The 22910-nt window shown below is 66.6% G+C and carries 16 protein-coding genes and 1 tRNA gene; 9 read left to right on the forward strand and 8 right to left on the reverse strand.

All coding sequences use genetic code 11. The annotated features are described in order from the left end of the window. Positions 1 to 230: 230 nt before the first annotated feature. From NQK35_RS07150 to NQK35_RS07175, 6 genes are all read right to left on the reverse strand, one after another. Positions 231 to 1190 (reverse strand): class C sortase, encoded by a 960-nt coding sequence (locus NQK35_RS07150; RefSeq protein ID WP_257113703.1) that lies wholly within the window; start codon positions 1188 to 1190, stop codon positions 231 to 233. Between the two features lie 47 nt (positions 1191 to 1237). Then, entirely contained in the window at positions 1238 to 4120 is a 2883-nt protein-coding gene (locus NQK35_RS07155) for a CshA/CshB family fibrillar adhesin-related protein (RefSeq protein ID WP_257113704.1), read from the reverse strand. Between the two features lie 155 nt (positions 4121 to 4275). Further along, the gene (locus tag NQK35_RS07160) at positions 4276 to 5877 is read right to left on the reverse strand and encodes a SpaH/EbpB family LPXTG-anchored major pilin (protein WP_153232447.1); all 1602 of its coding nucleotides are present in this window, start codon (positions 5875 to 5877) and stop codon (positions 4276 to 4278) included. Between the two features lie 214 nt (positions 5878 to 6091). Continuing rightward, positions 6092 to 6985 (reverse strand): DUF58 domain-containing protein, encoded by an 894-nt coding sequence (locus NQK35_RS07165; RefSeq protein WP_257113705.1) that lies wholly within the window; start codon positions 6983 to 6985, stop codon positions 6092 to 6094. Between the two features lie 40 nt (positions 6986 to 7025). Beyond that, positions 7026 to 8015 carry an AAA family ATPase gene (locus NQK35_RS07170; RefSeq protein ID WP_003790890.1) on the reverse strand — a complete coding sequence of 330 codons (990 nt, stop codon included), beginning with the start codon at positions 8013 to 8015 and terminating at the stop codon, positions 7026 to 7028. A 204-nt stretch (positions 8016 to 8219) separates the two neighbouring features. Next, the gene (locus tag NQK35_RS07175; protein WP_257113706.1) at positions 8220 to 10055 is read right to left on the reverse strand and encodes a phosphoenolpyruvate carboxykinase (GTP); all 1836 of its coding nucleotides are present in this window, start codon (positions 10053 to 10055) and stop codon (positions 8220 to 8222) included. Between the two features lie 370 nt (positions 10056 to 10425). Between NQK35_RS07175 and NQK35_RS07180 the strand changes: the two genes are divergently transcribed. The 4 genes from NQK35_RS07180 (at position 10426) to NQK35_RS07195 (ending at position 13199) form a co-directional block, all read left to right on the forward strand. Next, a complete protein-coding gene (locus NQK35_RS07180; RefSeq protein ID WP_257113707.1) occupies positions 10426 to 11058 on the forward strand; it encodes a DUF47 domain-containing protein in 633 nt (210 codons plus the stop codon). Between the two features lie 3 nt (positions 11059 to 11061). Then, complete coding sequence (locus NQK35_RS07185; protein ID WP_009213059.1) at positions 11062 to 12126, forward strand: inorganic phosphate transporter; 1065 nt, start codon at positions 11062 to 11064, stop codon at positions 12124 to 12126. Then, positions 12126 to 12557 (forward strand): septum formation family protein, encoded by a 432-nt coding sequence (locus tag NQK35_RS07190; protein ID WP_257113708.1) that lies wholly within the window; start codon positions 12126 to 12128, stop codon positions 12555 to 12557. Before NQK35_RS07185 ends, NQK35_RS07190 begins: the two co-directional genes overlap by 1 nt. Before the next feature lie 186 nt (positions 12558 to 12743). Then, a complete protein-coding gene (locus NQK35_RS07195) occupies positions 12744 to 13199 on the forward strand; it encodes a septum formation family protein (protein ID WP_257113709.1) in 456 nt (151 codons plus the stop codon). Between the two features lie 84 nt (positions 13200 to 13283). Here NQK35_RS07195 and NQK35_RS07200 read toward each other — a convergent pair whose 3' ends face one another. Together NQK35_RS07200 and NQK35_RS07205 are read right to left on the reverse strand one after the other, a co-directional pair. After that, on the reverse strand, positions 13284 to 14531 hold the full coding sequence (locus NQK35_RS07200) for an NUDIX hydrolase (RefSeq protein WP_257114779.1): 1248 nt from the start codon (positions 14529 to 14531) through the stop codon (positions 13284 to 13286). 134 nt (positions 14532 to 14665) lie between these two features. Beyond that, on the reverse strand, positions 14666 to 15295 hold the full coding sequence (locus NQK35_RS07205; protein ID WP_257113710.1) for a hypothetical protein: 630 nt from the start codon (positions 15293 to 15295) through the stop codon (positions 14666 to 14668). 31 nt (positions 15296 to 15326) lie between these two features. Between NQK35_RS07205 and NQK35_RS07210 the strand changes: the two genes are divergently transcribed. From NQK35_RS07210 to NQK35_RS07230, 5 genes are all read left to right on the forward strand, one after another. Beyond that, a tRNA-Lys gene (locus tag NQK35_RS07210) sits at positions 15327 to 15398 on the forward strand. Between the two features lie 67 nt (positions 15399 to 15465). Continuing rightward, on the forward strand, positions 15466 to 17562 hold the full coding sequence (locus tag NQK35_RS07215) for a PfkB family carbohydrate kinase (RefSeq protein WP_257113711.1): 2097 nt from the start codon (positions 15466 to 15468) through the stop codon (positions 17560 to 17562). A 1-nt stretch (position 17563) separates the two neighbouring features. Beyond that, positions 17564 to 19636, forward strand: coding sequence for a carbohydrate kinase (locus tag NQK35_RS07220; RefSeq protein ID WP_257113712.1), 2073 nt, complete (start codon positions 17564 to 17566; stop codon positions 19634 to 19636). Between the two features lie 11 nt (positions 19637 to 19647). Continuing rightward, on the forward strand, positions 19648 to 21462 hold the full coding sequence (locus tag NQK35_RS07225) for a carbohydrate kinase (protein ID WP_257113713.1): 1815 nt from the start codon (positions 19648 to 19650) through the stop codon (positions 21460 to 21462). A gap of 145 nt (positions 21463 to 21607) precedes the next feature. Further along, positions 21608 to 22852 carry a multidrug effflux MFS transporter gene (locus tag NQK35_RS07230; protein ID WP_257113714.1) on the forward strand — a complete coding sequence of 415 codons (1245 nt, stop codon included), beginning with the start codon at positions 21608 to 21610 and terminating at the stop codon, positions 22850 to 22852. The last annotated feature ends 58 nt before the right edge of the window (positions 22853 to 22910 follow it).

Consider the following 22910-nt stretch of genomic DNA (forward strand, 5'->3'; position numbering starts at 1 on the left):
CCTTTCGCCTGGGCGCGGGAGCGGGACGGTTCGGGCGCGATCGGTGCGAGGCACCGCCGTCGCTCGTCGTGTCATTGCACCCCTCTTCCCCGTCGCCATCGGGGCGTCGGCTTCGACCGTGCATGTTGCGGTCACGCCGACGCCGCGTTCACCTGATTGTGCCACGCCGGGCGCGATAGTGCTAATGCCCGGTTCTGCTTCGCCCTGCGGAGCGAGCGCCGCCACGGGGCCTAATCGGCGACATTTTCTCTCATTTGTTCAGCGTTTGGGCGCTTCTTGGGGCGCGGCGGGTAGCCGGATCGCCAGATGTACAGACCGATCAGTGAGACTCCCCCCAGGAGGCCGAGCGCCCACCAGGGGAAGCCGGGGACGTCGGGGGTGGCACCCGCAGCATCGATGTCGTGCTGCGGCGTGGGGTAGACGCGCTCCCCGGTGACGAGGATGCGGTGCGTGTTGATGCCCAGGGGGGTACACGTCACGAGCGTGGCGAGGTCTCGGCCGGGTTCGGAGCGCAGGGCCTCGGTCTCCTCGGGATTGACGACCTTCTTGTCGAAGACCCGGTAGGTGAGAACCTCCCCGAACACCTCGAAGGTGAAGGTGTCCCCGACCTGTACCTTGTCGAGGTCGGTGAACATGCGCGCCTCGGCCAGCCCACGGTGTCCGGTGACGACGGTGCGCTGTCCCTGCCCGCCGACGGGAAGCGACGTTCCCTCCAGGTGTCCGAGGCCGCGCAGGAGCGTCTCATCGTCGGTCCCGTGGTAGATGGGCAGGTCGATGTCGGCGGCAGGGACCTTGAGTCGGCCCATGAGCCCGGAGCCGTCGGCGGTGAGAATCGCGTTGTAGTCCAGGCTCGCGTCCCCGCTTGTTCCGTCGCCGGTGGGCACGTTCGAGTTGGCCTGGAGAACGGCCCCCGAGCTCAGGGCGTCGTTGTAGCGGTGGGCGAGGGCGAGCTGCTCCGCGGCGGAGGGATCGGCCCTACTCACGGAGTCCTCGTACTGGGCGATGATCTGGGATTGGTTGTATTGAACGATCCACGCCGAGATCGACGGGTAGAGGAAGAGGAGCATTCCCGCTAGGGCGAGGAGGGAGGGAATCAGGGAGATCAGGGAGAACCTCCACCGGCGCGCGTCGCGAGGGGCGGTCGGGGAGGCACTCGGCGTTGCCTGTGCGGCGTCGGGAGCGGCAGTCATAGCGCGCGTGCGCCGGGGGACCCGCCTCGCGGGTCCCCCGGGGCCCGTCATGCCGTGCGGGCCTTGCGGCGCCTGATGCCTGCGGCCGCGCCGGTGGCGCCCAGACCGGCGATGATGCCGCCGATCACGTAGGCGTCAGCGCCGAATCCACCGGTGAGCGGGATGGCGGGCACGTCCTGCTTGTCGTTGGTGATGGGCGCGAAGGCGAAGTCGAGCGCGTCCTTGCCGATGGTGAAGGGGCGCGGCGTCGCATCGAGGCGATACCCGGCGGGGGCCTTCTTCTCCGTCAGAGCGTAGGCGGTGTCGCTCCACGGCAGGCCCGTCACCGCGAAGGAACCTGCGGCAGGGTCGGAGTCGTAGTAGGTCGCGCCCGCCGGCTTGGGGCACTGGGCGGCCGACGCGGCCTTGCAGTCCGTGATGGTCACGGCGCCCGGCAGCGCACCACCGCTGATGGTCCATTCCGAACCCTCCAGGGCCGTGGCCGTGTTCGACGCGTCCACCTTCTTCCAGGTGAGTGACCCGGTCTTGCGTTCGTTGACGATGGCCGCCCTCAGGGTCGCCTCCAGGGACGCGGGGGCGATCTGCGGGAAGGCCTGGGCCTGCGGGTTCAGCTGGTAGCCGGCGGGGGCACTGGCCTCGCGCACGGAGTAGGTCCCCCACTTGAGGTCCTTGATCGCGAAGGATCCGGGAGTCGGGTCCTGGTCCTTGTAGGGCTGGGCGGGGCAGGGCCCTGCGGTGCAGTCCTCGACCGTGGTGTTGCGGGGCACGCCGGGCCCGGTGAGGGTCCAGGTGGTGCCCGCCAGGGGCGTGACCCCGTCGGAGTCGACCTTGTTCCAGGTCAGCGATCCGGGCTTGGCCGTGTTCGTGATCGTGCACAGGACGCGGTCGGTGCCTCGCACGGTCAGCTGCGCCTTCCCGTCCGTCGTGGCACCGCTGAGGGACGAGGAGTAGTTCTCACCCACGGTTCCGGGGGCCTGCTCGCAGCTCCACTGGCCCATCTCATACCCCGCGCCGCCGGGGTTGGTGGTGGCCTCGGAGAGGTCGTTGCGACCGGTGCGCACGACGGTGGGGCCACCCGTGGTTCCGTTGCCCGTCGCGGTGTAGGCGCCCGCACCGCCGGTGAGGGTCCACTGGTCGGCGGCGAGGCCCTGAACCTCGGAGGTGGAGTACTTGTTGTCGACGTTCTTGACCAGCTGCAGGGTCGGCACGCGCACGGCGACGCGGTAGTCCTCGACCTCGCCGGTTGCTGTGCCGCCGGTGGGCTTCTGGCCGTTTCCGTTGTTGTCGGCGGTGATGCGCAGTCGCATGTAGGTGGCGCTGCTTCCATCCTCGCCGTCGACGGAGCGGACGACGTCGGAGGGCACCGTCCACGCCAGGGCGGCCTTGCCGGCGGTAGAGCAAGGAACCTCGTTGGACTTCTCGCCGTCGTCGAAGCTGCCGTTGCGGTTCCAGTCGATCCATCCGGCGACCTTCCCGTTGCCCTCACACGTGACGTCCAGGTTGTAGGTGGCGCCGGGCTGCGTGCGGATCCCGTCGGCGGGCAGGGTGACGGAGTCTTCGTCGCTCGGCTCTCCGACCTTGTCGTCGCCCAAGGCGTCCGCGCTGAAGGGCTGGGTGTGCTCTGCGTCGATGAGCGCGCCGAGGCGCGGGGAGCCCTTCTCCATGTACATCTCGGCCTGCGGGGAGACCTTGAACAGGTCGGTGGTTGAGCGCACCTCGCCCCCGCGCCACGACGGCTGGAAGAGGGAGGAAGCGACGCCGTAGGACTCGGGCGCGTCGCCGTAGTCGGTGGCGACCACCAGGCCGAGGGCGACGGCGGAGTAGCCCGCGCCCTGCATCGTGATGGTGGCGGAGGTGGCGCCCTCCATGAACATGACGGCGTCGGGGCCGCCGTAGCCGTTCGGGTTCTTGTAGCTACCGCCCGACTGGTAGACGCACTCGTCGTCCGAGGGCATGAGGCGCAGGGTGCGCGAGCCGCCCGAGAGGATGCCGTCGGTGGTGACCTGCTTACCGGTGACCTTGCTGATGCAGGCGCGCGAGCGGATGGTGTCCAGGACCCTCCAGCGCGGAGGCTTGTTGCCGGCGGTCTTCTTCACGGTGGCCTGGACCCACTCGTCCTGCCGGTCGCTGGTGGCCCAGCTCTTGATGTCGAAGCGCCTGGAGGATGCCTCGGCGTCGGCGAAGACCAGGCCCTGGATTGGCACGTTCGTGATGGAGCCGTCCTTGCCGTATATCTCGGCCTTGCAGCTGTAGTCCACGCTCACCCGGGCGTTGTAGCCCGTGGGTCGGTGGTCGGTGCTCTCATCCCATTTCTTGCCGTCCCAGGCGTTGCCGCCGTTGTAGGCGTAGCCGTTGGCCAGGCCGATCACCATCTGGTTCTTGTTGACGTAGTCCTGGGGGTATGTGAGCCCTGAGTGCCACACCTCTGAGCCGTCGCTCCACGAGCCGGGGCCTCCGACGTTGTAGAGGTTGTCGAGGGCGTCGCCCGCCCAGGCGCCGGGGATGGTGGCCACGAGAGGCCCCTCGGTCTGCTGCTTGGGGGTGCCGGGCGCGGGGGTGTCGTGGGTGAGGTTGGACAGGGTGCAGGTGGTCACCAGGGAGCCCGCGTCACCGAGGTCGCGGTGGTTGACGAAGTCCTTGGGTCCCTCCCCCACGCCCAGGACGGGGACGTTGGGCTTGTCTTTGCCCTTGAAGTCCTTGTCGTAGTCGGCCCACTGGAGCCACTGGATGGAGTCCTTGAAGCGTCCGGAGCCTCCCGTGGCGAAGGTCGCGGGGAGCGACCCGCTGGGGACTCCCTCGGCCGCAGCCTGGGCAGGCTGGGCCGCGTTGGGCAGGATCGGCGCGGAACAGACGGCCGCGCAGACCGCGACCGCGACCGCGAAGCGTGAGAACCGCGTGGCGCGGCGCTGTGTTCGGGCGTGCTGGGTCACTTCAACTCCAATGATTAGTTCGACGTAAATCGTTTTCGCACAAGTGTTGATTGGGACGTGCCACGGGTCGGCGCGGCGGGAGAGCCGTTCTCCCGGCCGCGCCGACCCGCGCGGGCTCGGAGTTCAGCGGAAGGATCCGCCGATACACCGGAGCATCAGGCTTCGCTGCGCTTGCGCGAGCGGATCACCATGGTGGATCCCACGGCGATGAGTCCCAGAGAGATGCCGCCGATGGTCATGAGCAGCTGGCCGTTGGCACCCGTGAGGGGCAGCTGGGGAACGGGCTGCTTGTTGTTGGCGATCTCCGCGCTGTACGTGGCAGCGGCGAGGGCGCCCTTGGAGACCGAGATGCCGGTCGTGGTCTTCTGCGGCAGGACGTAGCCCGCGGGGGCCTCGACCTCTTCGACGACGTAGCAGCGCTTGGTCGCGCCCTGGGACCCCTGGCCGGCGGAGCCGACGGAGTCGCCGACGTAGAGGCCGTCGATTGCCACGAGGCCCGCGTCATCGGAGACGAACTCGGTCTTGTTGTTCACCGTGATCGCGTCGCCGGCCTTGGTGGCGGCGGAGCAGTCGGCGGCGTAGGGCTCGGCGGCGTTGTAGACCTTGAACTTCGCGCCCTTGATGCCGGTCTTGGCGGCGCCGGAGTTAGCGTCGAACTTCAGGAGCTGGGCGTTGCCCCAGTCGGTGGAGACCTCGGGGGAGGTCGGCGGGTTGTTCGGCTCGGTCGGAGGAGTCGACGGCGGCTCGTTCGGAGGAATGGCGCCGTAGTGCGTGTCCTGGACCAGGTTGGCCTTGTTCTTGATGGTGCCGTCGCCGATGGCGGAGACCGTGCCGGAGAAGATCGCCTCAAGCTTCTTGTTGGGGTTCGCCTTCAGCTTCGCCAGGCCGGCGCGCGTGAAGGAGACGACGACCAGGCCGCCCGTGTTGGACTGCACGTAGTCGGTGTTTTCGGCCAGCGTATCGGCGCCCAGGGTGACCTTGTCCACCTTGCCGTCGGAGAGGCGGTCGTCCAGCTGGTCGCGCAGGTAGAAGTAGGTGAAGTTCGTATCAGTGTCGAGGCTGGGGATCGTCGTGGAGACGGGGAACTGCACGCGCGAGCCGAGGCCTACGCCGTTCACGGTCTGATCGGAGATGGTCTTGTCGATCTCGATCTTCTGGTTCTTGGGGTAGGCGTGCACGTCGTAGAGCCACTTGCCCTCGCCACCGTTGGTGGTGTTGGGGAAGGGGATCGTGACGACGAAGGGCTTGGCCTTCTCGACGATGTCGGCGGGAGCCTCGGTCTCACAGACCAGGTACGCCGCGACGGACAGGCCCGCCAGGGTGGTCTTGCCACCGCCTGCGGTCGTCCCCTCAGCGGCAGCCTGAGCATCGACGGCGGGCGCATTGTCACCCAGGGTCGGGTGGGCGGGATCCGTGCAGGCATTGGACGGGATGTTGTCGGCCAGGGCGGCGAGCTTGTCCCAGTCGGTGGGCTTGGACAGGTCCAGGCCCGAGACCTTGTAGGCCTTGAAGGTGACGCCGTCGACGCCATCGCCGCCGGAGTCGGCGGTGCCGTCAACCTTGCCCATGGTGCCCGTGGCGTTCTTCAGGTGCTTGTGGACGACGATCGAACCCGTTGCGTTCTGGTTGATCGTGCCGTAGGCCGGATCCTCGGCGAAGGTGGCGACGCTGGTCGCAACGACCCCGGCGACTCCGAGGCTGAGAGCACCCGCGGCGGCGATCATTCGCCGCCCGAGGGGCGCATACTTCCTGCTCACTAGTCTTCCTCTCATAACTTCCGCACTATGCGTGACGGGATGGATGGTTCAGCAACAAATATATGAGAGGTGACCCGAGAAAACTATGATTACCGGGAAATTTGAAAGCTATCTCACGGCCTTATGTAAAGTACCGGCAATTCTGTGCGTTAGGTCTCAGTTAACTACCACTCGGTAGAGAGAGGTTCGATGGCCGCGGGGGATCAACCCCTCTTTATCTGCGGGATCCCGAGCGCTGCAGCGCCTTGAGCAACGCTCGCGGAACCTCCTCCGAGGAGCCTACGCTCACCTGGATGACGCCGCGCATGTCAAGCATGCGCGCGACAGCGGCGCGCCTTTGCTCAACAACCATGCTCGCCTCGCGGGCGAGCTGTTCGTCCCTGCGCAGAAAGTCCGGAAGGGGCCCCTCGTTGACGTCGATAACGGTTTTATCCTGGTCAATATCCGCCGGATTCATGTCGGCCACCGACACCTGGATGACCTGATGGCGCACGCTCAGCGACTTGATGATGTCATCGGCCTCATTCGTGGGGGTCGGCTGCGTCTGATCACTGATGATGACAATCAGCGAGCGACGCCTCGTCGTCGTCAACGCCCGACGCAGCAGCCGGGGCACGTCCGAGCGCGGAGAAAGCAGCGTAATATCCTCCGAAATGCGGCGCATGATCGTCTCAGCGTGCCCATTGCCCGAACGAGCGGGCATAAAGCGGACCCTGCGCGAATCCCCAGCAACCAGACCAATCTGATCTCCTCGAGCCACCGAGAGCCACGCGATCGCCTCGCACGCCGCGAGCGCGACCTCCTCCTTGGTCTCCCCCGACGGCGCCAACGCCCCCATCTCCCGGCCCGTATCGACAACCAGGATGACCTGCACGTTCGCGGTCGCCTCGTGCCTCTTGATCGTGGGGGTGCCCGTGCGAGCGGTCGCCGCCCAATCGATCTCGCGCACGTCGTCACCGGGCTGGTAGGGCGCCAGGTCCATGAACTCCCAGCCGCGGCCCCACCTCAGCGCCGAGTGCTGTCCCTCCATGACGGACAGCAGCTTGCGCAGGACGGGCAACTGGATGCGCGTCGACAGCGCGTGGATCTCACGCGACCTCACTGGCATGCTGGTTCTCCTGGTGATCGCCGGTCCACGAGCGCACCCGTCACGGCACCGGAACCGCGTTGAACACCGCGTCGATGAGCCCCTCCACCGACACGTTGTCGGCGAGGGCATCGAAGGTACGAATGATGCGGTGCCGCAGGATGCCGTAGCGCAGCTTCTTGATGTCGTCGGGAACCACGTAGTTGCGCCCGTCCATGAGGGCAAGCGCCTGCGAGATCTGCATGAGGGCAATCGCCCCTCGCGGCGAGGCACCCACGCGCACGTGCTTGGTCCAACCCGGCAGCGGATTGGGACCGGCGCCCCTCGTGGTGTTGATGATGTCGACGATGTACGCCTTGAGCGTGCTGTGCACGTAGATGCGTCGCGTCAGGTCTTGGAGCAGCAGCACGTCCGTGATGGACACAGGCTCGGAGGAGGTCGGCAGGCTCATCACTCCCGAGTCGATGCGCTCAAGGACCTCAAGCTCGTCGACGGGGGCCGGGTAGGTGATGATCTCCTTGAGCAGGAAACGGTCCATCTGCGCCTCGGGGAGGACGTACGTTCCCTCCTCTTCGATGGGGTTCTGGGTGGCCATCACCATGAACGGGCGGGGAAGGCGGTGGTTGACTCCGCCGATCGTCGTCTGCCCTTCCTGCATCGCCTCCAGCATCGCGGACTGAGTCTTCGCGCTGGAACGGTTGATCTCGTCCATCAGGACCAGGTTCGCGTGGACGGGCCCCAGCTGGGTGACCATCTCACCCGAAGCCTGGTTCCAGATCTGAGACCCGACGATGTCGTTGGGCATGAGGTCCGGCGTGCACTGGATCCGGTGGAACGTTCCCGACACCGCCGAGGCCAGAGTCTGGGCTGCGGTGGTCTTGGCCAGACCGGGCACCGACTCGACCAGGACATGACCGCCTGCGAGCAGGCATGCCGTCAGCGCCGTCCGTAGGTCCTCCTGCCCGACAACTTTCGCCTGGTAGATCATGGTTATGCGGTTGAGCATGTCCTTCGCCTGGGCGAGTTCCGCATCTGTCAGGTATTCGGCCACGAAGTCTCCTAGTGGGCACGGGAAAAGTGGTGCTGTGGTTAGTTTAGTGCGCGCACCACGTTTTCGGGAACCCGTGGGACGGGCGCGCCCGCTCCCCTCATCCCACGCCTTGGACCCCACCGGGACGGAAGGGACAAGCAGCGGGGGACCCGACCTCTCGGTCGGATCCCCCGCTGCGCCGCTTGAAGCGGACGATGCCGCGGCTCAGGCCTTCGCGGCGGCGATGCGCTCGCGGAACTTGGCCAGCTGCTCGGTGATGGCGGCGGGGAGCTTATCGCCGAACTGCGAGAAGTACTCCTCCGTGTCGTCCATCTCGGCGGCCCACGCGTCGGGATCGATCGCGAAGAGCTTGGCCCACACGGCCTCGTCAATGTCCAGGCCGTCGAGGTTGAAGTCCTCGAACTTCGGGTAGCGGCCGGTCACGCCGTCGATCGCCTCGACCTCACCGGCCGCGCGACGAACGATCCAGTCCAGGACGCGGGCGTTGTCGCCGTAGCCCGGCCACATGAAGTTGCCGTCCTCGTCCTTGCGGAACCAGTTGACCTGGTAGACCTTCGGGAACTTGTCGCCGACCTTCTTCTGCATCTCGATCCAGTGGCCCCAGTAGTCGGCCATGTTGTAGCCGCAGAAGGGGAGCATGGCGAAGGGGTCGTGACGCAGCGAGCCGGCCTTGACGTCGGTCGCGGCCGCGGTGACCTCGGAGGCCACGGAGGCGCCGATGAACACGCCGTGGGCGGGCTCGTACTGCTCAGCGACCAGCGGGACGTTGGTGGCGCGGCGGCCGCCGAAGAGGACGGCGTCAACCGCAACGCCCTCGGGGGCTTCCCAGTCGGGGCAGATGATCGGGCACTGCGAGGCCGGAACGGTGAAGCGGCTGTTCGGGTGAGCAGCCTTCTCGCCGGACTCGGGCGTCCAGTCGTTGCCGTGCCAGTCGATCAGGTGCGCCGGGACCTCGCCGTCGATGCCTTCCCACCACACGTCGCCGTCGTCGGTCAGGGCGACGTTCGTGAAGATGGAGTTGGCCTTGCCGGTCTCCATGGCCATGGGGTTGGTCTTGTAGGAGGTGCCGGGGGCGACGCCGAAGAAGCCCGCCTCGGGGTTGATGGCGCGCAGGGTCCCGTCGGGGCCGGGGCGCATCCACGCGATGTCGTCGCCGACGGTCTCGACCTTGTAGCCGGGGATCGTGGGCTGGAGCATGGCCAGGTTGGTCTTGCCGCAGGCGCTGGGGAACGCGGCGGTGACGTGGAACTGCTGGCCGGTGGACTCCCGCGTCAGGCGCAGGATCAGCATGTGCTCGGCCATCCAGCCGTCACGGCGCGCCATCGTCGAGGCGATACGCAGCGCGAAGCACTTCTTGCCCAGCAGGGCGTTGCCGCCGTAGCCCGAGCCGAAGGACCAGATCTCGTTGGTCTCCGGGAAGTGGGTGATGTACTTCTCGTCGTTGCAGGGCCAGTTGGAGTCTTCCTGACCGGGCTCCAGGGGAGCGCCGACGGAGTGAACGGCGGGAACCCACACGCGACCCTCGTTGATGAGGTCCATGGCAGCAGCACCCATGCGGGTCATGATGCGCATGTTGACGACAACGTAGGGGGAGTCGGTGATCTCGACGCCGAGCTGGGAGATGGGGCCGCCGAGGGGGCCCATGGAGAAGGGCACCACGTACAGGGTGCGGCCCTTCATGGCGCCCGTGAACTTCTCACGGAGCGTGGCCTTCATTTCCTTGGGATCGGCCCAATGGTTGGTCGGGCCCGCGTCCTCTTCCTTCTCACAGCAGATGAAGGTACGGGACTCAACGCGCGCAACATCGGACGGCTTGGAGCGAGCGAGGAAGGAGTTCGGGCGCTTCTCCTCGTTGAGCTTGGTGAACATGCCGCTTTCGACCATCTGCGAGGTCAGGCGATCCCACTCTTCCTGGGAGCCGTCGCAGAACTCGATGGCGTCAGGGGTGGTCAGCTCAGCGATTTGCGCAACCCACTTGATGACATCTTCGGGAGCGTTGGCCGGAGCCGCTGCACGCACATCCTGTTCAGTCACGGACATTTTGCCTCCTGAGGCATTTCGGATTGTCGAGGCCGCATCTGCGTCCCCGATTGACAGAATCAATCATGCCGGAACCAATGCCAACGCTTGCGGGCGCTTGGTCCCGATCACATCTTGAGTCTAGTCGAACGGGTCACACACCGCCCGCTCTGAAGGGACCTTCAGCCCACACGCGGGCGGTACCGTGGCCGACCAATCGCCCCCGGGTCTCGCCAGTGGGAAGAAAGGGAAGCGGACCCGTTCCTCGTGAGATAGAACACGAGATACGGGGTCACAAAAGCGCATCTGAACTTGAAGTCGCACCGCCCCATGACCGACGATTGCAGGTAGCACAACAGTGCTATTCACCATTGGAAGGACCGAGCACACCATGGGATTCCGAAACAAGACCCAAGGCCCTGACTTTTTTGAAGACTTCACATCCCAGGCCCGCCAGCTGGTGCAGGCCGTCGAGTTCCTGACACACATTTACGCCGCCTCCCCCGAAGAGCGCATCGCCCTGCGTGACCAGCTCCACGAGGTCGAGCACCGCGGCGACGAGCTCAACCACGAAATCATCCAGCGCATCAACTCCTCGTTCATCACCCCCTTCGACCGCGAGGACCTCCAGTCCCTCGCCTCCCACCTCGACGACTGCCTCGACTTCATCGACGAGGCCGGCGACCTCCTGGTCGTCTACGGCATCGCCGACATCCCCTCCTCCCTCGTCTCCCTACTCAACGCTCAGATCGACGTCATCAAGAACTGCGCGGATCTCACCGCCGAGAACATGCCGAAGCTCAAGTCGCCCGTGGACATGCGCGACTACTGGATCGAGATCAACCGCCTCGAGAACGAGGGCGACCTGGCCTACCGCCGCACCCTCACGGCCCTCTTCGACTCCGGCCTGGACGCGGTCACGATCATTAAGCTCAAGGACATCGTTCAGGGCCTCGAGTCCTGCGCCGACGCTTTCGAGGAGCTGGCCAACGTCATCGAGTCCCTCGCGCTGAAGGAATCCTGAGCCGTGGATCTCAACCTGATCCTCGTCTGCGTCGTCATCCTCGTCGCGCTGTTCTTCAGCTACACGAACGGCTTCCACGACGCCGCGAACGCGATCGCGACCTCCGTGTCGACCCGCGCGTGGACCCCTCGCGCCGCGCTGCTCATGGCCGCGACGATGAACGTCATCGGCGCCATGATGGGAACGGCCGTCGCGAAGACAGTCGGTAAGGGCATCATTTCGATCAGCGACTATGCGGAATCTCCGCTGCCGGCGATGCAGCAAAAGGGCCTGGTCATCATCCTCGCCGCGCTTCTGGGCGCCTGCATCTGGAACCTGATCACCTGGTGGTTCGGGCTTCCATCCTCCTCCTCGCACGCCCTGATCGGCGGCATGGTGGGTGCCGGCCTGATGAGCGGCACCGTCGTGTACTGGTGGGGCATCGTGAGCCACGTCGTGATCCCGATGTTCGCCTCCCCCATCATCGGCTTCGTCATTGGCTACATCGCCATGAAGATCGTGCTGTGGGTGCTGCGTCACGCGCAGTATCACCGCACGATGCGCCGCTTCCGCGCCGCGCAGCGTTTCTCCTCGGCGGCCATGGCCCTGGGCCACGGCATCCAGGACGCGCAAAAGACGATGGGCATCATCGTCATGGCGCTGCTGGCCGGCGGCTACGGCGAGCACCACAACATCCTCGATCCCGTCACGGGTGAGATGAACGTGCCGCTGTGGGTCAAGATCTCGGGCGCCCTGGCGATTTCGCTGGGCACGATGGCCGGAGGCGGGCGCATCATGCGCACGATCGGACGCAAGATCATCGACCTGGATCCGGCGCGCGGATTCACCGCCGAGGCCGTGTCCTCGTCGATCCTCTACCTGTGCTCCTACGTGATTCACGCCCCCATCTCCACGACCCAGGTCGTGTCGACCGCGATCATGGGCGTGGGATGCACGAAGCGCTTCTCGGCGGTCCGGTGGGGCGTCGCCGGCAACATTGTCATCGCATGGTTCCTCACGCTCCCCGCCGCGGCAGCCGTGTCGGCGATCGTGTACCTGGCAGTTGCTCTACCGCTGGGGGTTCACTAGTGGAACGCGCTCGCCTCGTCTCCCTGGCGGCCACTCTCGTCCTCGTCGCGGCGCCGCTGGCCGCCTGCTCGGACGCATCGGTCATGCACATGCGCGTCGGGCAGTGCGTCATGCTGCCGGCGGAGGCGACCGCAACGACCATCGAGACGACGGGGTGCGCGCGCGAACACGACGCCGAAGTGTTCTACGTGACGTCGGCGCCCGACGGCGATTTCCCGGGCGCCGACGCGCTGAACAAGCAGGCGGAAAGCGAGTGCATCTCCACGTTCGGCGATTACGTGGGGTCCGATTACCTCACCTCGTCCCTGGATGCCACGTGGATGATTCCCACGAAAGACTCCTGGGCGCAGAAGGATCGTTTGATCGTGTGCCTGGCGCGCCCGTTGAATCACTCCAAGTTGACGAGTTCCGTGAAGGACTCCGGCTTGTAACTGGTCCTGACGAGCCGCTTCATCGGGTGGTATCGGGCACGGTCTCGGCACCACCCGAAGCTTGTCCATTCGGTCGCGTCATTGTTATAGTTTTTGGGAAACATCAGCGCATTCTCCGGGAACGCGCGCCTCAGCACGCGACACCTCGATTCCCGGGACGCCCCCACCCATCACTCAAGGAGCATCATGTCCCTGCCTCTTCCCCGCCGCCTCGCCCTCGCGGCCGCCGTTGCCACCCTCGCCGGCAGCCTGTCGGGTTGTTCCCTCCTCCCCCTTGGCAACAACACCTCCGCTTTCACGATGGAGGTGGGACAGTGCGTCCAGGTTCCCGACGGCGACCGTGTCTCACGCTTCGAAACCACCGAATGCACCGCCGAGCACGATGCAGAGGTCTTCCACATTCTGAAGCTGACCGACTCCGAGCTTCCCCCCGAGTCCGACCTGAAAGAGAAGGCGGGGAACGAGTGCGCGGACGCATTCGAGGGCTACATCGGCACGGCCTACGAAGAATCGAGCCTCGATATCTACACGACGTACCCCACCAAGACCACATGGGCGATCGGAGACCGCGAGGTCGTGTGCATGGCAACGCCGCTCGATCATTCGAAGCTCACCTCTTCGGTGAAGGACTCCGGAATGTGACGCGCACCCGCGCGGCTCGCGTGGCGGTTCGGCTCTGGCCGGACCGCCACATCCGTATGGCGAGCGCACCCACGCGCCTGCCCATCAGTGGCGCTTGTTTCCCCGACGGGTGTGAGCGGCGGGATTCTTCGTCGTGACGCCGTGGGTTTCGAGGGCGGCGACGACCAGCCCATCGGGGCCGTGTTCGACGTGGGCGACAAGGACCTGGCCGCGCGTCAGCCGCGGGGCCTCAGCGCCGGCGACGGGAGCCGACGCGTAGGCGCGGATTTCCTCGATGATGGCATCACGCACGGAACCCGTGACTGACAGGACCGTGGGGGCCGCGTGCTCGCGCAGGCGCTCGGCCGCGAAGGCACGGACGCGTCCGAGGCGAGCCTCGGCATCGACCTGCGCATCCGGGCCGGAGGCGGCCAGGTCGAGAGACTCGACAAGGGTCACCGAGCCCCCACCCATCGACGCCCACGGGGTGAGGCTCTGGCGCGAGCGGGCTGCCGGCGACGCAAACGCGCGCGCAACGCCGAAGCTGGAAAGCAGATCAATGAGGTCGAAGGCCTGGCGCACGCCGAATCGACTAAGCGGCGGGTCGACGGGTTCCGGCGCGTTCTCGGTCTTCTTCGCCGAGGCCTGCTCCACCTGGGCAGCCCTCCTGGCCGCAGCGGACGCAACCATCGCGGGGGTCGGCGCGGGGCGAGGCTCGGAAGGAGCCGACGCCTCAGCAGGTGCCGCGGAGCCGCCGGAAGAAGCGGAAGGAGAGGCGGGCGCGTGGACGTCCCCGGCCTCGTCGAGGCGCGGGGTGAGGCCCTGCCCGGGACGCAGGACGAGGAGCGTTGTGGTCACGAGGCGGCCCTCGCGAGCGCGGGCGAGAAGGTCGAAGAGAAGGCGGCGGTCGCCTCGGCGGGTGAGCATCTCGGCGGCGCGCTCGGGGGCCACCCACTCGGCTCGATCGATCTCGGTGCGGGGAGCGCGGGCGACGGGCGCGCGCACAAACGCTGCGGGCCCGCCCGACACCGGAGTTCCCACCCAGTAGTGGACCTCCTTGGTTTGCCCGCCACCGAGTCGGTAGCGCTGCGTCGTCAACGGGGCACCGAGGGTTACGACCTGGCCGGTTTCCTCCTCAACCTCCCGCACGGCGGCAGCAACCAGAGGCTCCCCGTGCTCCGCCTTGCCCTTGGGCCACGACCAGTCGTGGTAGCGGGGGCGGTGGACCATGAGGACTTCGATGTCGGCCGGATCAATGACCTCGCCGGGTGCGGCCAGGCGCGCCGGATCCATGAAGCGCCAGACGAGCGCGCCGGCAGAGCGAACGAGTCGCTGGGGGCGTGGGGCTGGCATCGCAGGCATAGGGTCCAGGGTAGTCGCACGCCGCCTCGCGTGCCCTGGCGGGCGTGCCACCTCACCCCGTTTCGGGCCTTCCACGAGGCCGTCCAGGACACGCCCGGATCAGCACCGACTCTGCGAACGAGGGGTCAGTCGAGGGTTCCGGAGGCCGCCTCGCGTGCGGCGAGGTCAAGCTCGTCGGCCGTGGCCAACAGCGCGGAGGTGCGCATGGTGACGCGGTGTGCGAGGGGGTCGGTCGGGTCCTCGATCCACAGGGGGCCAGATTCGCCGGCGGCCAGGACGCGCATCGCGCGCGACGCCTGGGCAAGAACCCCGTCCAGGTCATCGTCGGTCAGGTCCCCGCGCAGCAGCGCGTCGACCTCCTGCATGACCGCTCGCAGCGGGCGGACCTGAACGGGCGCCTCGAGCCCCTGAATGATGGGCGCACGCAGCCCCTGCGCGTAGCGGGACTCCACCAGGCCGGGGTCGCGGTGATACCACTCGTGGAGCAGGTAGAGGCGCCACAGCGCCCCGGGGAGGGTGAACTCCGCGCTGCGCGACCACGCGTGCGCGATGACATCCACGCCCACGGAGCGCACCGTGTCGCGCAGACGCGCGACGTCCGCGTCGGTGAAGGACTCATCCCCCACACCCATGAGCGCCCACGCCGCGGTGTGGGCGACGGCGGCGTGGGCGGCGGGATCTTCGTCGCCGACGATGGTTTCGGCCCGGGCCGCATCGAGCATGGCCGGGCGGCGAGGGGTATTCGATTGTGCCATGGGGACCGGTTCCTCCTACAATGGGGCTGCTGGGCCTATAGCTCAATGGTAGAGCAGCGGACTTTTAATCCGTAGGTTGGGGGTTCGAGTCCCCCTGGGCCTACTGGTCGCCTCGGTTTTCCGGGGCGTTCACGCTATTCGCGGGCGCGCGCCCGCGCCGGAGGTGCAGCATGGATCCTCGTTTTTCGCGCGCGTATGGCGCCCTGGCGGGCCTGGCGCTCGGCGACGCCCTCGGCATGCCGACCCAGGCAATGTCCCCCCAGCAGATTCGCGCCGTCTACGGGAGGGTGACGGGCCTCGTTGACGCGGACGCGAGCCAGCCCTACGCGCCCGGTATGGCGGCGGGTTCGGTCACGGACGACACGGAACAGGCGCTGCTGGTGGCTTCCCTCCTGGTACGAGGCCGGGGCTTGGCCTCGGGTCGCGTTGCCTTGGACGCGGGCGAGTTCGCCGATGCGTTGCTGGCCTGGGAGGATTCGATGATTCGGCGCGGATCGCTCGACCTGTTGGGTCCCTCCACGAAGGCGGCGCTCGAACGGGTGCGGGCGGGCGAGGACCCGCTCGCCGTGGGTGGGGAAGGCACGACGAACGGCGCCGCGATGCGCGTGACCCCGATCGGTATCGCGATGTCGACGGCCGATCCCGAGGCCTTTGCGGATGCCGTCTGGTCTTCCTGTCAGGTCACGCACGCGACGCGCCAGGGCTTCCAGTCGGCTGCCCTCGTGGCGGCGGCCGTGTCCCTGGGCATCGACTCTGCGCGCTCGACGGCCCCGGATCTGAGGTCCCTGCTGTGGAAGGCCCTGACCTTCGTCGATTCCCTCCCCGTGCGCGGCGCGTGGGCCCCCGACCCGGACGTCGTTGCGGCGACGCGCAGGGCCATGCAGCTGTCCATCAACCCAGCATCGTCGTCCCTGGAATGCCTCGCCCAGCAGGTGGGAACGTCCGTGGCCTCGGCGCACGCGATCCCCATGGCCTTTGCGCTGCTCGCGCGCGATCCCTCGCCGCAGGCCCTCCTGGACGCCGCCAACATCGGCGGCGATACCGACACGATCGGCGCGATCGCGGGCGCGATCCTGGGCGCTGCCCTCGGCGTTCAGGTTCTGCCCACAGACAGCCTCTCGATGATCGAGGAGGTCTCCCACCTCGGCCTGCAACCCATCACGAGCAAGCTCCTGGAGCTGCGCGATCAGGCACTTAACGGTCATCAGGAGGGCACTGACACAGATGCGTTGTCGGCGGACGGGGCCGACATTTCGAGCGAGCGGACGACCCCCGAGGAGTCAGCCCCCGCCTCGTCACCCAATTCCACGGAGGGCCGCGTCGTCCTCATGGGGCAGATCCTCGTGGACCTGGTCCTTCAGGGGGTACGTCCGATTCACGGCGGCGGCTCCGAATGGGCGAATGACGGGGGCACCCACGTGGGCGGCGGCTTCAACGCGCTCGTGGCGGCGCGCCGGATGGGGGCCGAGGCCATCTCTCTCAGCCCGATCGGCGCCGGACCCCACGCGTCGATGATCGTGGCCGCCCTCGCTCGCGAGGGAATCACAGACGCCGGACCCCGCGTCAATGGTGTGGACAACGGATTCTGTGTCGCCCTGATTGGTCACGACGCCGAACGCACCTTCATCTCCACGAAGGGCGCTGAGACGATGGCGCCCGCGAGCGCGTGGGCTGACTTCGTACAGACGATGCGCCCGGGGGATGTGCTTTGCATCGACGGCTACCTCATGGACCACCCCGCAAACAAGGAAGCCGCGGAGGCGGCGCTGCGCGTCCTGCCCGAGGGCGTGCGCGTGGTCCTGGATGTGTCTCCCGTCATCGGAATCCCGGAGGGCTTGCCCGCGCGCCACGTGATCATCTCGATGAACAGCGTCGAGGCGAGGGCAATCGCCAAGCGGTCACGACTTGACGGCTACCTGCCGTTTGACTCTCTCAGTTGCCGCCTCGCGCAGACACTGGGGCACGACACGTTGATTCGCCTCGGAGCATCCGGCGCATGTTTTGCTCGCTATGCCAGCCCCAATGGCGAAACATCAGCCGTGCACATCCCGACCCCGACCATCGACGCCGTCGACACGAACGGCGCGGGCGACGCCCACACGGGAGCCCTGGCGGCATTGCTCGCACAGGGTGTCCCCATGGACAGGGCGCTCCTGCTCGCCAACTGCGCGGGCGCGCTTTCCACGACAGTCGTCGGCCCGGCCTCGTGCCCGACGCGCGAGGACATCGAGGCCGCGGCGGACGCGTTGAGCGAGTCGGGAAACTGACATGGATCCGCGCTTTGATCGTGCCCACGGGGCGATGGTCGGCCTTTTCTACGGTCAGGCACTTGAGGTGGACACTGCGGTCGATAAGGGTAGTAAGTCGTCGTCCCTCAGCGAGAGCATTCTTGCTCTGATGGCCGCCACCGAGTCAGCGAAGCAGCCGACGTTCCCCTGCTTCACGACACCCGTTGATCGCTTTTGTGGCCTGATGCTCGAAGCCGTCCAGCTCGGCATCGCCACCTCGATAGGCAGTCCCCAAGCCTTCGTGGACGCCTTGTGGAACAACAGCCAGAAACGGGAGCCCACGCGCCAGGACTTCCAGGCGACGGCGCTGGTTGCCGCCGCAGTGTCAATCGGCCTGGACAGTCCACACTTCCGTGTGGAGGACGCTCTCGTGCGAGCAGTCGACGTCGTGTCGTCGGTGGAGGCTCACGGCGAGTGGAGCCCTGAGCCGGACGTTGTAGCCGCGACTCGCAGGGCGTTGAACATCGCGAGCGACGTCAACGACTACATCGGCTTCTCTCTCGAGCAGCTCAGCGAGCAGATCGGGTCCGCAGGTTCTCCCACCCAGATCGTCCCGGCTGCTTTTGCCCTGGCCGCGCGCTACCAGGATCGCCGTCTCTTGACCTCTCCCCTGCGTCTCGGCGCCCAGGCCCACACGATCCTGTCCATCGTCGGCGCTCTGGTCGGAGCGGTTCGAGGAGCGAGCTTCCTGCGCCCCTACGGGTTGTCTCGGGTTGAGGACGCATGCCCGCTGAACCTGGTGGATCGCGCAGGAAATCTGCTCGCCACGCGCACGCCCTACCCCAGCGGCGGTCTCGCCCCGGGCGGGTCTGCGCCGCCGGTCGCCCCCTCAGCCCCGGCCTCGTTCGAGGAGCCCTCATCGAGCCTGCACACCCGCCAACGCTACTTCGAGCCTGCCACCCCACCCACTCCACTCGGCGCGCACCGAGGCGAATCTCAGACCGGGCGCGTGCTTGTTCTCGGCGAGCTGCTCCACGACCAGGCCATGCACTCCGAGACGTACCCGCGTTTCGGCGAGCACGTGTGGGCCGAAGAACTGGGGCAGTCCACGGGCGGCATGTTCCGCGCACTGGTCGCTGCGCGCCGCATGGGAGCCGAGGTCGTTTCCCTCTGCCCGATCGGAGAAGGACCTAACGCCGAGGCTATTTCGCAGGCACTGGCTCGCGAGGGCATCGTCGACGCTGGTCCCCGATTCTCGGGGGCTGACAACGGCTACCGACTGATCTTCACCGCCGACAACGGCTGGCGGCTGAGCGTTTCGACGAAGAGCCCACTAGCCGAAGGCACCGCACGGGTGTGGGCAGAAGCCATCCAATCGATGGGTCCCTCCGATGTCCTGTGCATCGACAGCGCGCTGCTCGCCCAACAACCGATGACGCGGGCCCTGCGCCAGGCCACAAAAGGCCTGCCAGATCACGCTCGCGTCGTATTCGACGCGTCCTCTCACGAGGGCTTTCTCGAAAGCCTTCCCCTCGACAATGTCATCGTGTCACTGCGCGCCTCCCAACCGCCCGGTTTTAGCGGCTTTTTCCGGCATTTCAACGACAGCTACCCTCCGTTCCCCTTCTACGAGCAAAACGACGACCTCAAGGATCAGGTTGCGGCCCTCGCCATGCTGACAATGCGTTATGTCGTTCTGCGTTCAGACGATGGTCAGGTGTACTACGCGCGTCCCACTCACGACGACAACCGCTTCATCCGGCCTTACGTCACACGAGTTGCTGCACCCCCACTCACCAAGAACCAGAACGTGGAAACCGCCAGCATCCACTCCGCAACGCTGGCGGCCTGCCTCGCACTCGGCATACCCGTCAAGCGGGGGATTCTGCTAGCGAATTGCGCGGCTGCGCTCGCCACGCCGACCTCGCTACCGACCCGCGATTCGCTTGAGGCTGCGGCGGCCGAACTACTGCCCGCGACCAGGGCTGACAAGGAGAAACGAGAATGGATTCACGACTCCCCCGCGCATTCGCGGCTATGGCAGCTCTTGTCCGCGCGGATATGGCCAACCCTGCTACCTCGGACACGCCGACAAAAACGGTATCGGAGGTAACGAGGCAGGCCATGGCCATCGCCACGCAGCTGACGCGAGGCCCCAGTGGTGCCCACGCCATTCGTTCCGGCGAGTGGCAAGCGCCCGCCGTGAGCGCGCTTGATCGTCTCTTGTGCGCGGTACCCATCGGCATTGCGATGTCGATGCTTGCCCCCGAAGCCCTCGCAGACACCGTGTGGGCGGCGTGCGGATGCGCGACTCGAAACCAGTTCCAGGCAGCTGCACTTCTTGCGACGGCGGTGTCCTTATCCATCGAATCTCGCGACATTCACCTGGTCGAGGCTGTCCAGATCGTCTCCGATATGACACAGCGCGGTGAGCCCGAACAAGGCCCCGATGTCCTGACGTCCACGCGGCAAGCATTGAACTTCCAAGCCAACTCCGTGTGGGTCGGCAGCTACTCGCCCATCAGCCCGTTGACTCGCAAACTCTCCGGCCATACCCCGTCGTCTCTCCTCATCCCATTGGCCTTCCTCGTCTCTGGTGACCGCTACGATTCGACGTCCACCTCCACGTTGGGTGAGATGTGTGGGGAGCCGAGGCTGCTGCGCATCATTTCGGAGCTTCTGTCCAATTTCTCACCACCCGGTCGTTACTTCTCTCACCGCTTGATGGAACGGGTGGAGCGGGACTCTCACCTCGATCTGCTAGGGGTCACCGGGCAGTTGCTCGAGCTGCGTCCTCCCGCCCCCGAGAGCTGGCTACGGCGGGCTGTCGGACACTCGGATTCGCACTATTCCAGCGGTGGCTGGTCTTCCTTCGAGGCCCCCGGGTCGACCGTTCTCACTCGAGCTGCGCCCTTCGAGCCGGAGAGCACACCGACCCCGCTCGGACCGGCCAGGGGCGATGCGCCCGCAGGTCGCGTCGTCTTCATGAACGAGCTGACGCTGAGGCACGCCCGACAGTCCGCGGATGACCCTCTGCCCAGCGGGGACGAGTGGGCCTCCCGTGAGGGAGTCCATATCGACGTCTCTTTCACGGCAATGCGCGCCGCCCGCGCCATGGGCATCGAGGTCGTGAGCCTCAGCCCAATCGGCGAGGGGCCCCGCGCCTCGATCATCGCCGAGGCTCTGGCTCGCGAGGGGGTCATCGACGCAGGTCCACGTGTGAGGGGGTGCGATAACGGATACGAGTCGAACGTTATCGGAGACCCGTACCGAACGAAGATCTCATTCATCGAGAATGTTCCCAAGCACGCATGGGATGAGGCTACCCGCACGCTGGGCCCCTCAGATGTCCTGTTCGTCGACGGCACCGTGAAGCGCTCTCGGGAGGTTCTCTCCGCTGCCGAGAACGCGCTCAATCACCTGCCGGAGCACGTGCGCGTCGTCTTAGACGCATCGAGGTATGAGACCGGTCCTGCATGTCTTCCCAAAGACAACGTAATTATGGTGCTGCATCAGCGGGGAGTGCAGGGGCTATGCGAGCCGATCGTGCAAGATCGTTCGGCCTTTGATGCCAGTCAGGACCCGGAGCGCGCCGCCGGTTTCGTCGAACACATGTTTGGTCGCTACACACTCATCGACACAGCGACAGAAGAGTCCTACCTCGCGCGCCCACTGCGCGCCAAGACCTCAGAGGTCTCGTACGTCACCCGATTCCCCGCACCAACCGTCGAACCGACGGATCCGTTGGGGTCCCAGCACGCACGCTACGGCGTCCTGGCTGCCGCCCTCGCGCTCGGCTACCCCCTCGAGCGGTGCATCCTTCTGGCGAATTGCGCAGGCGCCCTGGCCTCGACCATGCCCGGCCCGGCCTCGTGTCCCACGCGCGAGGACATTGAGGCCGCGGCGGACGCGCTGGAGGCACGCACAGACGGGGAGTGAGCGCCGCGCAGACTCGGTTGCCCTTCAACTGAACGACCCCAGCTGCACCACATCTGCGCAGGTCGGGGGGAGTCAAACGTGCGAGATGCGTCAAATATCCAACCGAGTCATCTATTTTGCGCCCCAAAGGGTGCACAATCACACCATGGCGACTAACGACACCCCGGACCGCGGCGGCATCATCGGCGGGGCCCTCACGGTTGCCCTGCTGATCACGCTGGCCGTCCAAAACGCCGTGCCGCCGATGGCGACCGACATGTACTCGGCCGCGTTCCCGCAGATCACGGTGGACCTGGCGACGAACTCGACGATGCTCGGCTTCACGCTCACGACCTTCTTCGTCGGCTTCGCGACCGGCCAGGTCCTGGGCGGTGCAATTTCGGACCAGATCGGGCGCCGCCGTCCCATCGTCGCGGGCGGCATCATCGCCCTCGTCGGCTCCATGATCTGCGTGTTTGCGCCGGGCATCTGGGTGCTCCTCGTGGGCCGAGTCTTCCAGGGCCTCGGCGGCGGCATCGCCTCCTCGGTGGCGCGCGCGATCCTCGTCGACGTCGCGCACGGCAAGATGCTGGCGCGCGCGATGAGCCTCATCCAGGCGATCGTCGGCTTTGCGCCGATGCTCGCCCCCGTCATCGGCGCATTCATCATCACACACGCGACATGGAGGGTCGTCTTCTGGGCACTCGCCGCCTTCACCCTACTGATGGCGGCCCTCGCGTGGTTCGTCGTGCCCGAGTCCCTCCCCAAGGAGCGCCGCCATCCCGGCGGCATCTCCAGGTTCTTCCAGGGCCTCGTCCAGGTCGTGCGTATCCGCCCCTTCGTGGGCTTCATGCTGACCAACGCCTTCTCGAGCTTCTGCATGTTCGGCTACATCTCGAACGCCACGTACGTGCTGCAGGGGCCGCTGGGCCTTTCCCCCATGGCTTTCGCGTGGGTGTTCGCGTTCAACGCGCTGCTGTCGACCGGTTTCGCGCTGGTGAACGTGCGCCTGATCTCGCACTTCACGCCGCGCACCCTCATCATCACGGGCCTCACGATCGCGGCGACCGGTGTGGTCACGCTGGCGATCTCGACGTTCCTCCTCGACCTGCCGCTGATCCTCACGTGCGTGGGCTTCGCGCTCATCATGACGGCGAACGCGTTCATCTTCGGCAACGCGGGCGCGCGGGCCATGAGTGAGGCGCGCGAGCACGCGGACACGGCCTCGTCCGTCATGGGCGTGTGTCAGTCGATCGCGAACGGCATCGCCGCTCCCCTGGCAACCTCGGGCGGCGACAGCGCCGTGCCGATGGTGCTCGTCATGATCGTCGGCTCGGTCGGCGCATGGTTCGCTTTCTGGGTGATCGCCCGCGGCGGCGCGCGCACGCCGCGTCGGCTCAACCTCGACTGAGGTCTCTTAGGGCGAGGAAGATCGCGAGAAGACTGGCACAACACCCCAAGCCGGCCAA

Origin of the sequence: Schaalia odontolytica (assembly GCF_024584435.1) — a bacterium.
In the GTDB taxonomy this organism is placed as follows: domain Bacteria; phylum Actinomycetota; class Actinomycetes; order Actinomycetales; family Actinomycetaceae; genus Pauljensenia.